We start from the raw sequence: 13,407 nt of genomic DNA, 5'->3' as shown, positions 1-13,407 counted from the left end.
ATGGAAAATACATTACTTTTTATCTTATTATTTTTATTATTATTTTTAAATGTTCCTGTTGCCGTTAGTCTTGGATTAAGTGTTTTTACTATTATTTTTTTCTTTGCAGATTTGGATATTGCATATTTTTCTCAGCAGATTTTTAACGGTATTAATCATTTTACATTAGCAGCAATTCCTCTTTTTGTTTTAACAGGTAATGTTCTTTCTAAAGGTGGCGCAGCTGATAGAATAATTAGATTTGCTAAGGCAGTGGTAGGGCATTTTCCTGGTGGCTTACCGATGAGTGCTATTTTTGCCTGCACAATTTTTGCTGCAGTTTCAGGGTCATCACCAGCAACTGTTGCTGCGATAGGTTCTATTATGTTTGGTGCTATTCAAGAGGCAGGATATTCTCCAAAGTTTTCTGTTGGTTCAATTGTCTCAGCAGGTTCGTTAGGGATTTTAATTCCTCCATCAATTGTTTTGATCGTTTACGGTGTAACTGCTGAACAGTCAATAGGTGATCTTTTCTTAGCAGGGTTTATTCCTGGAGCAATTCTTGGTACAATGTTGATGCTTGTTACTTATATTATGGCAAGAAGAGAGGGGTTTAAAAGGGTAAAAAGAGCTTCTTTTTCAGAGGTGGCAACATCTTTTAAAAATGCATTTCCTGGATTATTTACTATTGTAATTATAATAGGTGGTATTTACGGTGGTATTTTTACTCCTACTGAGGCTGCTGCTGTATCAGCTGTATATGCTTTTTTTGTTTCAGTTTTTGTTTATAGGGATATTGAGTTAAAAGATATTATAAATGTTACATCCGAAAGCGTTATTACATCTACTATGATTTTGTTCATAATTGCCAATGCGATGTTATTTGCCAATTTTATTACGATTATGCAGATTCCTCAGTCTTTGGCTCAATGGATTGTTGATATGAACTTTAGCAAAGTTGTGTTTTTAATATTTATAAATATTTTACTACTTATTGGTGGTAATTTTATGGAGCCATCAGGGCTTATTATGATAATAGTTCCACTAATATTACCTGCTGCAATGAAGCTTGGTATTGATCCGATACAACTCGGTATTATTGTTACAGTAAATATGGAGATTGGAATGCTAACTCCGCCTGTTGGGTTAAATTTATTTGTAGCTAGCAGTATTTCCGGAATGAATATTTTTGAAGTGTTTAAACATTCTTTGCCATATTTTATAGTATTAATTATTTTTCTCTTAATGGTAACATATATCCCTCAGATTTCACTTATTATATTAGGTAGATAGTTTTAAATATCTTTATGTGTTTTAAGTAATCTCAGGGGTGAATACCCCTGAGATTTATTTTTTGGTAGTTTTAGTTTTTTAATAATAACTGGTTATTAGTGGTAGTTAAGTGAGAGTTTTTTAAAGTAAGCAATTTTTAATGGTAACTTAGTAAAAATATTATAGATTGAATAAAACCAAAAATAAAGCCTAATATAAAGCCTAATATGTTTATCCATTTGAATTGATCTTTCATAAATGAGAAAATTAGGGTTTCTAGTTTAGAAAGATCTAAAGAGTTAATTTTTTCTTCAACAAGTTTATCTATATTTAATGAATAGACGATTTTGTTGATGTTAGATTTCAAAATGTTGTTTATACTGTTTATTATTGTAGATTTTACATTTTCAAAGGTGGTCTCAGGTATTTTATCATATAGATTATTAATTTTTATAACTTGTAAAGTTTCTTGAAAGCCTTTTATGATATAATGTATTAAATTTTCAATTGAATATGATGGCTTTTTTAATATGTTTGATAAATTTTCTATTTTAAATCCTAATGTATCAAGAACTCCTTTAAGGGTGTATTCTGAAGTCTGCTCAAAAAATTTCTCTACTTTTTCAATTGTTTTATTTTTTAAATTATTAGAGAAAAAACTTTCTTTAAACCAATCGACAAACTTTGTGTAAAAAGCATATAAGTTTTCTATACCTATTTTTTCGGCGTGTTTGTAAATAGGTGTTGTTAAAAACTTTTCTATTTTTTCTTCTATTGTATTGTCAATTTTTTCTCTTATTTCTTGATCGTTTTTTATTGAATTGATTATTTTTGGTATTTCATTTGAAACAAGTTCGTAAATAGTATCTTCATTAAGAAAAATATTCAATACACCTAATTTTAATTGATCAAAAAAACCCTCTCCAAAATACTGATTTTTTAAATCTATAATCCTTTTAGTTATATTTTTTCTAATTTTTTCATCTTTTAATAGCTTGTCAATAAAGTTGATAAATTTATCTGAAAACTCTTTACCTTTTTCTATTATAAAATGTTTCTGCTCTGTGGTTAGTAAGCTTGATAAACTTTTGCCGGAGAGTATAAAATTATTGATAATGGATATTATTTCATTGGCAAGATAATCTTTTATTTTCTTGTTTTCAAACAAACTGTTAATTATATTTAACAATAATGGTCTTAAAGCTTCTATATCTTTGATTTTTTTATTTGAGAGGTTTTCTATTATGCTGTTAGTAAGGTTATTTAACAAGTTGTTTGTGATTTCATTTGTATTTTCGGAATAAAAAATATTTCTTAAAAGTTTTTCAATGTCAAGACCGAAATGGTTTATGATATCTGCTAAAGTACCAAAATCTTTTTTCAAAAAACATTTGATTTCATTGTTTACAGTATGTTCCAAAACATATTGGAATCTTTCAGATTCGATGGCTTTAAGTAGTTCATTTTCTGTAATTAATTCTTCACCAACAAGCTTGCCTATTTCGTGAGCCAACTTTTTTCTGTTTTTAGGTATAACACCTTGCCAACCAAATGAATACCACTTTTTTTCATAAGGTCTAAATAGCATTTTTATTGCTAGATAGTTTGTAAAATAACCGACAAAGCCAGTAAGTAGTGGAGTAGTAACTAAATTAATCAGTTGTTGCTGCATGTATTACTATACCTTCCCTCAAACCAAAATCACTTACTATTAGCTTTTGACAGTTAGTGAGTTCCATGATTTTTAAGATTATTAGAGTTCCTGGAATAATAAGATCTTCTCTCCCTTTTTCAAGCCCATCGACTTCTCTTCTTTTTTTAGATGTTAGTTCCCTTAATTTTTCAAAAATATTAAGAATTTTTTCTCTACTTAACTCATATCCATGAACTTTTCTGTAATCATAATCTTTAAGTTCTAAATCAATTGCTGCTAGTGTGGTCGGAGTGCCTGCGGTTGCAATAAGGGTATCAACTTCTTTTATGTAAGGTATTTCGCTTAACTTTTCTTCAATAATAGCGTTTGTTTTTTGTATGACTTCATCTGTTATAAGATCAATAAAATTTATTTCATCAGCAAGCTTTACAACACCTAACTTAATGCTTTTGTAATTAATTTGGTTGTTATAGTTGAGAATAAACTCTGTTGAACCTCCTCCAATATCAAAAATCAACAAATTTTTATCCTTTATATCTAAGGATGATGTAACGCCTAAATAAGTAAGTTTTGCTTCTTTGTTTCCATCTATTATGTTGATATTTAAGCCTATTTCATTACATAAGTTTATAAAATTTATACTGTTTTTTGCTTCTCTTACAGCGCTTGTTGCTACTGCTAAGTATTTATTTATATAAAAAAGGTCTATTATTTCTTTGTAATTTTTCAATGCTAAAACCGTTTCTAATACGGCTTGTTCATCAAGTTTGTTTGTATGAATAATACCTTTACCAAGTCTTGTTATTTTTCTATCTTGGTAAATTATTCTATCAATTTTGTTATTTTTAATGTCGGCAATAATAAGTCTGACAGTATTGGTGCCAATATCAATCCCTGCTGCTCTCATTTGATAATCCCCATTATAACTTGTGCAATATTAAAAGCATGATCACCTGCTTTTTCTAAATTGTTTAAAATATCTACGTACATAATTCCTGCTTTGACACTACATGCCCCTTTGTTTAATCTTTGCATATGGTTATTTTTAAATTCTTTTCGAAGTTGGTCTATAAGATTTTCATCTTCAGTGTCGATATTTTTGGGAAGATCACCACTATTGTATTCATCAAAGACGTAAGAGCAGAATCTAATAACTACATCAAATAGTTGATTAGCTTCACTAATTGCCTGTTTAGAAAATGTTATATTCTGCTCGATACATCTTTCCATAAATTTGCCTATATTTTCAGCATGATCTGCGATTTTTTCTATATCGTGTAAAACATGTAGAATATTGTTTATGACCTGTGAATTGGTTTCACTAATTGGTTTTTGGAATAATTTTACAAGGAATTGTGAAATATCTCTTTCTAATAAATCAACTTTTTCTTCCTTCTTGTAAATTTCGTTAATTATTTTTAAATCTCGTTTATTAAACGCTTCTTTTGAAAGTTTTAACATTTCAAGAGCGAGATGGCTCATTCTTTCAGTTTCTTTTCGAGCTTGAGCGACTGCTATTGGAGGTGTTTCTACTAATCTGTCGTCGATGTAGACTAATTTATATGTTTCTTCAGTATCGTCAGTTTTAATTAAACTATCACATATTTTTGCTAGAATATGAAGAAATGGTAGGAATAATAATGTATTAATAATATTGAACATTGTATGGATGTTAGCCATATGTCTTGCAATATATGGTTTAGAACCATCTGTTGCAATAAAGTCAGGGTTACCTGGAGTAATAACATCAATAAAGTGTATAAAGTACTTTAAAAAGATTAACATGTATAAAACACCAAAAACATTAAAAAGTAAGTGGCCCAATGCTGCTTTTTTAGCTGTGGAGTTTGTTCCGATAGCCGCAATATTTGCAGTAATTGTGGTACCTATGTTTTCACCGAGAATTAATGATGTAGCACCATAAAAATCAATTAATCCTGTGGTAGCAAGAGCAATAGTTATACCTATTGTAGCTGAGCTGCTTTGGACGATCATAGTGAGAAGAGCTCCTGCCATTACGCCTAGTATAGGTGTTTTAGAAAAAACAATAAAGGCATTTTTAAATTGATCTAGTTCTCGCAATGGAACAAAAGCATGTTTCATTGTGTCTAATCCTAAAAACAAAAGTCCAAAACCTATTAGAACTTCACCTAAGTATTGGGTTTTCTTTTTTTTCGAAAAAAGTCGCATAAAGGCGCCAATACCTATAGCAGGTAATGCGGATTTGCTTATTTTAAAAGCGATTAATTGAGCGGTCACAGTTGTACCAATATTCGCACCAAGGACAATGCTAAGAGCTTGCATTAAATTCATCAAGCCTGCATTTACGAATCCAACTACCATTACCGTAGTTGCGGAGCTACTTTGAATAATAGCTGTGACAGTGAGTCCCACAAGTGTACCAACTATTCTGTTTGAGGTAAGTTTTTCCAGAATTTTTCTTAAACTGTTACCAGCTGTTTTTTGGAGACCTTCTGACATCATTTTCATACCATATAAGAACATCCCCAGACCACCAACTAAACCAGATATTAATAAACTAATGTTAAGCTGATGCATATAAACCCTTTAAATGTAATTTAATCAATATATATACCTGAAAATTTATAAGTTAAAATTTATAAATACTCAATAACTAATGTAGAAAATTTTAATAATTTGTTGTATAAATGTGTTAGAGTTTTAGTGGGGGAGCAATAAGATGTCAGTCTATATCTACAAAGCGGCATTAAGTCATTTTGGTAAATCTAAAAAAAATATTATTAATCTTATAAAAGAAGCTGTCTTTAATTTAAATGTAGATATAACAGATGTGGATGCTCTTTTTATCGGTCTTATGAATCCAGAGGAGTTTATAGGAGTTGGAAATATAGCTTCTTATATATCAGATAAGCTAGGACTTTATAAAATACCGGCTGTGAGAATTGAGACGGCATCTTCCACTGGAGCTGCAGTTTTATATTATGCGTATTCAGCAATTAAGTCAGGTATTTATAAAAATGTACTTGTTATTGCTGGTGAAAAAATGACAGGTATGGTAACATCTAAGGTTACTAAAATACTATCCGAAGTAATTCATCCTCTTGAAAGGAAAACAGGAGCTTCTATGCCTGCTCTTGCGGCTCTTGTGACAAACAGGTTTGCTTATGAAAATAAGTTGAAAAAGGAAGATTTAAAAAGGTTGCTTTTTGCTGTTGCTGAAAAAAATCATTACTATGGTAAATTTAATGTTTACGCCCATTTTAAAAAAGAAGTTGATTTTGAGACATATATTAATAGCAAAATGATTTCTTTACCTTTGTGTTTATATGACTGTGCGCCGATAAGTGATGGAGCTGCTGTTATTTATCTTTCTAGCGAAAAGGGTGATGTGGAAGTGATGGGTGTTGGTCAGGGGACAGATAGACAAGCGATTAGTGAGAGGGGGGTGGTTACATCATTTGAATCTACTAAAATTGCTGCAAATCAGGCTTTTAGAATGTCCAATATATCTCCTAAAGACATTGAATTTGCAGAGATTCATGATGCTTTTACTCCATTTGAAATTATTGGGCTCATCGACATTGGATTGATTTCTGAGAAAAAAGTTTTGGCATTTTATAATGAAAAACAGGGTTACCATAATGGGTCGTTACCAGTGAATATTTCCGGCGGGTTGAAATCGAGGGGACACCCTGTGGGTGCCTCTGGATTAGCACAAGTTGTAGAAGTTTATAGAATTATGATGGGGTGTTATTCTGATGAAATAACTCCTTCAAGGTGTGATATTGCATTGACTCAGAGTATAGGTGGAATTGCCACTAATAACTTTGTAATAATTTTAAAAAGAAGAAGCAGAACTGTAAAGTCTCAACATAATTTATCAAAAATTAATGGAGTTAAAAGAGAAAAATTGAGTAAAATTCCAAAAGTTTATTCATTGACGAGATTATATGTGACTCCAGATGGTGTTAAACCGCCGTTAGACCTTATTATGGTAAAGAGAAAACAGAAAAAGTTTTTAGCAAGATATGTGGATAAAAAAACACCTAAGATTGGGATGAGTCTTGATGTATTTAAAGGTAATGATGGAATTCTTTATGCAAAGGCAAAACAGAAAAGTTTTAATTTGCTTAAAAAATTAAGAAAAAAGTAGTTAAATTTCCATTTAAAGACTGTCTATTATCTTATAATCAAAAAACTGTTCATTTGAGATATTTGTTAAAAATGAGGTAAAAGAGGTAATCTACCCAATTCTACTTAACACAATTATGTGACAAAAATAGAAAAACTATTTTTAGTAAATTTGGTTTTCGAAAAAAATTAAGCGCTAATTTGCAACATATAAATATGGTTAATAAAACATGAGTTAAATTTAATAAAAGTACTTGACATAAATCGACTCAAATATATTTTAATAATCGACTAAAACAGAAGGAGGTTAAAATGGCGGTAGTTAAATGGGATCCTTTAAAAGATTTAATGACTATTCAGGAAAGAATTAATAGGTTATTTGATGATACCTTATCCTCTAAAGAAAGTGGAATTCAAAACGACTGGATACCTCCAGTGGATGTATTGGAGACAGATAAGGAAGTTTTGTTGATAGTAGAAGTACCAGGTTTAAAAGAAGCGGATATAGATATTCAAATATCTGACAATATTCTTACCATTAGAGGTGAAAGGAAATTACCTGATGTTAACAAAGAAAGTTATTACAGGCTTGAAAGACCATATGGTAAATTTTCAAGGTCTTTTCAGTTACCAGAAAATATTGATGTAAATAAGGTTAAAGCCAATTTAAAGGATGGTATATTAAAAATTATACTTGAAAAGATTGAAAAATCAAAACCAAAAGTGATTGAGGTGATTAAAGAGGATTAATAGGGAGCAGGATTGTGCTCCCTATTAATTAAAATATCTAGATATGAGGGAATGATATGGCTGAAACATACTATGACATATTGGGTGTAAGTAAAAATGCAACTCAGGAAGAAATTAAAAAAGCATATAGAAAACTAGCCAGGAAATACCATCCTGATTTAAATCCTGGGAATAAAGAGGCTGAAGAAAAATTTAAAAAAATATCGGAAGCTTATGCTGTATTATCAGATCCTGAAAAAAGAAAACAGTATGATACTCTAGGTCATGATGCTTTTACTTCAAGTGGACAAGGATATGATTTTTCAAATATGAATTTTGAAAATTTTAGAGCAACTTTTGAAGATTTTGATATTTTTAAAGATATATTTGAGGATATTTTTGGTGTGGGTTCAAATAGAAGTAAAGAGAAAGCTAGTTCTTCTTATGCTCAAAAAGGAGAGGATTTGTATTACACAATTCAAATTCCTTTTAGAGATGTAATTTTTGGTAATAAAATAGAGCTATCTGTTAACAGATTAAAAAATTGTGATGTATGTAAAGGGAAAGGTGGAGAGAGGTCTGTTTGTGGAGTATGTGGTGGTAAAGGAGCTGTAAGGCAAGGGTCTGGATTCTTCTCAATTTCTACAACGTGCCCTCAGTGTAAAGGTGAAGGGGAGATTGTTTATAAACCTTGTGAAAAATGTGGTGGTAAAGGTAGGTTTTATGTAAATGAGCGTATTAAGGTTAAAATTCCTGCAGGTGTAGATAATAATTCAAAAATTAGAGTTCCTGGAAAAGGTAATGATGGTATAAATGGTGGTCCTAGTGGAGATCTCTATATTGTTACTAAGATTATTCCGCATGAGGTGTATAAACGTGAAGGGGATAATTTATATGTAAACGTTGATATTGACATGTATGAAGCTGCTTTGGGTGAGAAAATTACAGTGCCAACACCATATGGTGCTGTTAACATAAATATACCGGCAGGTACACAACCTGGACAAAAATTTAGAATTAGAGGAAAAGGAGTACCCCACTTGAAGGGCGGAGGAAATGGTGATCTTTATATTGTAGTAAATGTTAAGATTCCTGCTGTGGCAATAGAATCTGATAGGAATCTTTTAAAAGAAATGAAGAAAAGATATCATATCACTGACAGAGAAAAGTTAATTGCAAAGGGTAGGTTATAAAGGGGTGTTTTATGAGAAAGAAACCTTTGTATGTTATTAGTATTGTGTCGGAAATGTTAAATATTCACCCTCAAACTTTAAGGCAATATGAAAGGTTAGGTTTTATTAAACCAACAAGGACCGAAGGTAATACAAGGCTTTACTCAGATGAAGATATTGAAAGATTAAAATTCATAATAACCTTGACTAAAGATTTGGGAGTTAATTTGGCAGGGGTTGAAGTGATTTTGAATATGCGAAAACAGATAGAAGAACTGCAGTCTCAGATGAATTTTCTGCTTAATTTTATAAAAAACAAACTGGGTGAGGAGTTTGAAAAGAGTATGAAAGAAGGTGCAATTGTTCCTTCTAACCAAACGAGTATTATAAAGGTAAAAATAGAAAAAGATTAAAGGAACTGTCTCAATTTATGAGTTTTTACTGTACTGACATGAAAAAGTGTCTTTATGATTTGTTACAGTTATTTGTAAATTAGTAAAAGAAAAAAGTAAATTTAAAAAAATATATAAATTGGAGGTAGCTATGATAAATTGGAACAAACTTACAATAAAAGCAAGTGATGCGATACAAAATGCAATAAAACTTGTAGAAGACAAACAACAGCAGCAATTGTTACCAGACCATATTTTGTATGCACTGATTACTCAGGAAGATGGATTAGTAGTGCCTTTGTTACAAAAGATTGGTGTAAATGTTGCATTATTAAAAGAAGAAATTGGAAGAGCAATTGACGGATTGCCAAAAGTTAGCGGTTCTGAACAAGTCTACATGTCGTCAGATGCGAAAAAAGCTATAGATTTCGCATTTGAAGTGATAAAGGAATTTAAAGATGAGTATGTTTCAACAGAGCACTTACTTTTGGGTGTAATAGAAAATGCTGGTTATGGTCTCAGGCAGATAATAGCAAAACATGGCTTAGATAGAAAAGTTGTGGAAAAAGCGATAAAGGAAATTCGAGGTTCCACTAGAGTTACTGATCAGAATCCAGAAGAAAAGATGAACGTTTTGGAAAAATATACAATAGATCTTACGGAGGCAGCTCTAAATGGAAAATTGGATCCTGTAATTGGTAGAGATGAAGAGATAAGAAGAGTTATTCATGTTCTTTCAAGAAGGACCAAAAATAATCCAGTGTTGATAGGTGAGCCTGGAGTTGGTAAAACTGCTATTGTGGAAGGTTTGGCACAGCGAATTGCTAACGGTGATGTACCTGATTCTTTAAAAAACAAAAAAGTTCTTGCCCTTGATATGGGGGCATTAATTGCAGGGACAAAATTTCGTGGAGAGTTTGAAGAAAGATTGAAGGCTATCCTGAAAGAGATCAGGGAAAGTGAAGGTGAAATAATTCTTTTTATTGATGAGCTTCATACTTTGGTAGGTGCTGGAGCAGCTGAAGGAGCTATGGATGCGGCGAACATTTTAAAACCAGCACTTGCAAGGGGAGAATTGCACTGCATAGGTGCTACAACTTTAGATGAATATAAAAAGTATATTGAAAAGGATGCTGCTCTTGAAAGAAGGTTTCAGCCTGTGTTTGTAGATGAGCCTTCAGTTGAAGATACAATTTCAATATTACGAGGATTGAAAGAAAGATATGAAGTTCATCATGGCGTTAAGATTAAAGATTCGGCTATTGTAGCAGCTGCATATCTTGCAAATAAATATATCAGTGATAGACAAATGCCTGATAAAGCGATTGATCTTATTGATGAAGCTGCAGCAAAATTGAGGATGGAAATAGATAGTCTACCTAGTGAGTTGGATGAGCTTGAGAGAAAATTGAGACAACTAGAAATAGAAAAACAAGCATTAAAGCGAGAAAAAGATGAAGCGAGTAAAACAAGACTTCAGAAGCTTGAAGAGGAAATTAGTAATTTACGCGAAAAAATAAATGAGTTGAAGACACATTGGCAAAATGAGAAAAATTTGATTATGGAATCAAGAAAAATTAAAGAAGAAATTGAGCAAGCAAAAATTGAAATGCAGAGAGCAGAAAGAGAAGGTAATTTAGAACTTGCATCTCAAATAAAATATGGGAAGTTAATTGAATTACAACAAAAGCTTGAAGATATAAATAATAAACTGAAAGAAGTTCAAAAGAATAAGAAGATGTTGAAGGAAGAAGTGGATGAAGAAGATATTGCTGCTATTGTTTCGAAATGGACAGGTATTCCTGTGAATAAACTCTTAGAAGAAGAAGCTGATAAGTTGATCAAAATGGAAGACTATCTTCATAAGCGTGTAATTGGTCAGGATAAAGCAATTAAAGCTGTTAGTGAGGCTATCAGAAGAAGTCGTGCAGGTCTTAATGATCCAAATAGGCCTATTGGATCATTTATTTTCTTAGGACCTACAGGTGTTGGTAAAACTGAACTTGCTAAAGCTTTAGCTGAATTTCTTTTTGATTCGGAAGACGCAATGATAAGGATCGATATGAGTGAATATATGGAAAAACATGCTGTTGCTAAATTGATAGGTGCCCCTCCTGGATATGTGGGATATGAAGAGGGTGGTCAGCTTACCGAAAGAGTAAGAAGGAGACCTTATAGTGTGATATTGCTTGATGAAATTGAGAAAGCTCACCCAGATGTGTTTAATTTGTTACTTCAAATTTTAGATGATGGTCGGTTAACAGATTCTAAAGGGAGAACTGTTAATTTTAGGAATACAGTAATTATTATGACTTCTAATATTGGTAGCAGCTTAATACAGGAAGAGTTCCAAAAAAGTAGTAATTGGGAAGAAAATTACGAAAAAATCCAATCTCTTGTGTTTCAACAGTTGAATAATTATTTCAAACCGGAATTTCTCAATAGAGTGGATGATATAATAGTATTTCATCCATTGGGTGATAAGCATTTAAGAGAGGTTGCTAGACTGTTGTTGAATAATTTTGCAAAGAGATTGGAGGAAAATAATATCGATGTTGAGTTTGATGAGACCGCAGTAGATATGGTGGTTAAGGCTGGGTATGATCCAAAATTTGGTGCAAGACCAATGAAAAGAGCTATCCAGAGATTGATAGAAAATAAGATAGCTGAAGAAATAATTAAAGGTAATATAAAATCAGGCGATAAAGTGAAGGTTAGGTTTCAAAATGAGGAATTGGTGATTGAGAAAAATTAAAAAAGGGGAGGGAGTTGCCTCCTCTTTTTTTTATTTTAATTTCTTATTATGCAAGAAGTGAAATTTATGTTATAATAAATGAACAATAGCAAGTAATAAATATCATATTAATCAAAGTATAGTGTGGAAGGGGTTATGGATAAAACTGATATAGAAAGAAAAGAGGAATTTTTAGAAATACCTTTGATTGATGATATTTCTGAAGATGGACTAAAAAATTATCTTAATAGGATTTCTCAGTTTCAACCTTTAAGCAAAGAAGAAGAATATGAACTTGGTAAGAGAATTCAACAAGGGGATATGAAAGCTCTTGAGAAACTTGTACTATCAAATCTCAAATTTGTAGTGTCCATTGCAAACAGGTATAAGAATACAGGTTTGCCTCTTGCTGATATAATAAATCAGGGTAATCTTGGGTTACTTGAGGCAGCAAAACGTTTTGATCCAGAACGTGGAGTGAAATTTATTTCGTATGCGGTTTGGTGGATAAGGCAGGCTATTATTCAGGCTTTGGCTGAACAATCAGGAACTGTAAAACTCCCTTTAAAACAGGCAAGTATACTTTATAAAATTAATGAGGCTATAGAAATCTTAAGTAAAGAGTTAGGACGAGAACCGACACCTGAAGAAATCGCCTTATACTTGAATATGGATGAAAAGGATGTAGAAAATGTTTTGAGAGTTTCAAGAAACTATCTTTCTCTTGAGGCTCCCATAAAGGATGGCGAAGATAAGTCTTTTATAGATTTGCTAGAATCTGGCAGGAAGAGTGTTGAAGAAGAGATTTTCTTAAATACATTGAAGAGTAATATCGAAGAAATAGTTACAGAATTAAATGAAAGGGAAGCCCAAATCATTAAATGGAGATTTGGACTTGATGGAGAGACTCCAAAAACTCTTGAAGAGATAGGTGAAGTTTTGAATATCAGTAGGGAGAGGGTTCGCCAGATAGAGGCTAGAGCATTAAGTAAGTTGCGTAAAAAAGCTTTAAAAAGAAAGTTAAACGATTTCTTGAATTAGGAGGGAGTAATGAATGAGTTGGCAAAAAAATTGATTTTTGCTGGTTTAGGTCTTGCAACTCTTACAGAAGAGAAGGTAAAAGAATTTTATGATTCTCTTGTAAAGAAGGGAGAAGGTTCTGCTAAGGATTATAAACTTTTGCAAGAAATTATAGATGGACTTGAAAATAACACTAAAGAACTTGAAGACGTTATGGAAAGAATGATAAAAACTGTATTAAATAAAATGAATTTGGCAAGTAAAGATGACTTGAAAAAATTGGAAGCAAAATTAGCAGAGTTAGAAGCTAAGATAGAGTTTTTACAAAAGGAGAAATAAAAT

11 protein-coding genes are annotated in these 13,407 nt (G+C 31.6%); 8 read left to right on the top strand and 3 right to left on the bottom strand.

Annotated elements, in window-relative coordinates:
• Complete coding sequence (locus OWK30_RS05550) at positions 1–1,272, top strand: TRAP transporter large permease (protein WP_423324372.1); 1,272 nt, start codon at positions 1–3, stop codon at positions 1,270–1,272.
• A gap of 136 nt (positions 1,273–1,408) precedes the next feature.
• On the opposite strand, the gene OWK30_RS05545 is transcribed toward OWK30_RS05550, so the two are convergent.
• The 3 genes from OWK30_RS05545 to OWK30_RS05535 are packed head-to-tail and all read right to left on the bottom strand — an operon-like array spanning position 1,409 to position 5,464.
• The gene (locus OWK30_RS05545) at positions 1,409–2,923 is read right to left on the bottom strand and encodes a DUF445 family protein (RefSeq protein ID WP_423324370.1); all 1,515 of its coding nucleotides are present in this window, start codon (positions 2,921–2,923) and stop codon (positions 1,409–1,411) included.
• Positions 2,904–3,812 (bottom strand): Ppx/GppA phosphatase family protein, encoded by a 909-nt coding sequence (locus OWK30_RS05540; protein WP_423324368.1) that lies wholly within the window; start codon positions 3,810–3,812, stop codon positions 2,904–2,906. Before OWK30_RS05540 ends, OWK30_RS05545 begins: the two co-directional genes overlap by 20 nt.
• Positions 3,809–5,464, bottom strand: a complete 1,656-nt coding sequence (locus OWK30_RS05535; protein WP_423324366.1) for a Na/Pi cotransporter family protein — start codon at positions 5,462–5,464, stop codon at positions 3,809–3,811. Before OWK30_RS05535 ends, OWK30_RS05540 begins: the two co-directional genes overlap by 4 nt.
• A 142-nt stretch (positions 5,465–5,606) precedes the next feature.
• On the opposite strand from OWK30_RS05535, the gene OWK30_RS05530 reads away from it, so the two are divergent.
• The 7 genes from OWK30_RS05530 to OWK30_RS05500 all read left to right on the top strand — a co-directional run bounded on the left by OWK30_RS05530 (position 5,607) and on the right by OWK30_RS05500 (position 13,404).
• The gene (locus OWK30_RS05530; protein WP_423324364.1) at positions 5,607–7,040 is read left to right on the top strand and encodes a thiolase family protein; all 1,434 of its coding nucleotides are present in this window, start codon (positions 5,607–5,609) and stop codon (positions 7,038–7,040) included.
• A 290-nt stretch (positions 7,041–7,330) separates the two neighbouring features.
• Complete coding sequence (locus OWK30_RS05525) at positions 7,331–7,768, top strand: Hsp20/alpha crystallin family protein (RefSeq protein WP_423324362.1); 438 nt, start codon at positions 7,331–7,333, stop codon at positions 7,766–7,768.
• Between the two features lie 56 nt (positions 7,769–7,824).
• Positions 7,825–8,940, top strand: coding sequence for a molecular chaperone DnaJ (gene dnaJ / locus OWK30_RS05520; protein WP_423324360.1), 1,116 nt, complete (start codon positions 7,825–7,827; stop codon positions 8,938–8,940).
• 11 nt (positions 8,941–8,951) lie between these two features.
• Positions 8,952–9,332 (top strand): heat shock protein transcriptional repressor HspR, encoded by a 381-nt coding sequence (locus tag OWK30_RS05515; protein WP_423324358.1) that lies wholly within the window; start codon positions 8,952–8,954, stop codon positions 9,330–9,332.
• A gap of 130 nt (positions 9,333–9,462) precedes the next feature.
• Positions 9,463–12,066 (top strand): ATP-dependent chaperone ClpB, encoded by a 2,604-nt coding sequence (gene clpB, locus OWK30_RS05510; RefSeq protein WP_423324356.1) that lies wholly within the window; start codon positions 9,463–9,465, stop codon positions 12,064–12,066.
• Between the two features lie 135 nt (positions 12,067–12,201).
• Positions 12,202–13,086, top strand: a complete 885-nt coding sequence (locus OWK30_RS05505) for a sigma-70 family RNA polymerase sigma factor (RefSeq protein ID WP_423324354.1) — start codon at positions 12,202–12,204, stop codon at positions 13,084–13,086.
• Between the two features lie 9 nt (positions 13,087–13,095).
• Complete coding sequence (locus OWK30_RS05500; protein ID WP_423324352.1) at positions 13,096–13,404, top strand: phasin family protein; 309 nt, start codon at positions 13,096–13,098, stop codon at positions 13,402–13,404.
• Positions 13,405–13,407: the final 3 nt, after the last annotated feature.

It is taken from the genome of Deferribacter abyssi, from assembly GCF_049472655.1.
GTDB classification, from domain to species: Bacteria; Chrysiogenota; Deferribacteres; order Deferribacterales; family Deferribacteraceae; genus Deferribacter; species Deferribacter abyssi.
Note: the sequence above shows the minus strand (reverse complement) of the source record. Positions and strands in the feature narration are given on the sequence as shown.

Bases quoted from the DNA above. Each gene is read 5' to 3' on its own strand.
- OWK30_RS05505 (WP_423324354.1), top strand. From the start codon at position 12,202: ATGGATAAAACTGATATAGAAAGAAAAGAGGAATTTTTAGAAATACCT.
- OWK30_RS05540 (WP_423324368.1), bottom strand. From the start codon at position 3,812: ATGAGAGCAGCAGGGATTGATATTGGCACCAATACTGTCAGACTTATT.
- OWK30_RS05545 (WP_423324370.1), bottom strand. From the start codon at position 2,923: ATGCAGCAACAACTGATTAATTTAGTTACTACTCCACTACTTACTGGC.
- OWK30_RS05500 (WP_423324352.1), top strand. From the start codon at position 13,096: ATGAATGAGTTGGCAAAAAAATTGATTTTTGCTGGTTTAGGTCTTGCA.
- dnaJ (WP_423324360.1), top strand. From the start codon at position 7,825: ATGGCTGAAACATACTATGACATATTGGGTGTAAGTAAAAATGCAACT.
- OWK30_RS05525 (WP_423324362.1), top strand. From the start codon at position 7,331: ATGGCGGTAGTTAAATGGGATCCTTTAAAAGATTTAATGACTATTCAG.
- clpB (WP_423324356.1), top strand. From the start codon at position 9,463: ATGATAAATTGGAACAAACTTACAATAAAAGCAAGTGATGCGATACAA.
- OWK30_RS05515 (WP_423324358.1), top strand. From the start codon at position 8,952: ATGAGAAAGAAACCTTTGTATGTTATTAGTATTGTGTCGGAAATGTTA.
- OWK30_RS05550 (WP_423324372.1), top strand. From the start codon at position 1: ATGGAAAATACATTACTTTTTATCTTATTATTTTTATTATTATTTTTA.
- OWK30_RS05530 (WP_423324364.1), top strand. From the start codon at position 5,607: ATGTCAGTCTATATCTACAAAGCGGCATTAAGTCATTTTGGTAAATCT.
- OWK30_RS05535 (WP_423324366.1), bottom strand. From the start codon at position 5,464: ATGCATCAGCTTAACATTAGTTTATTAATATCTGGTTTAGTTGGTGGT.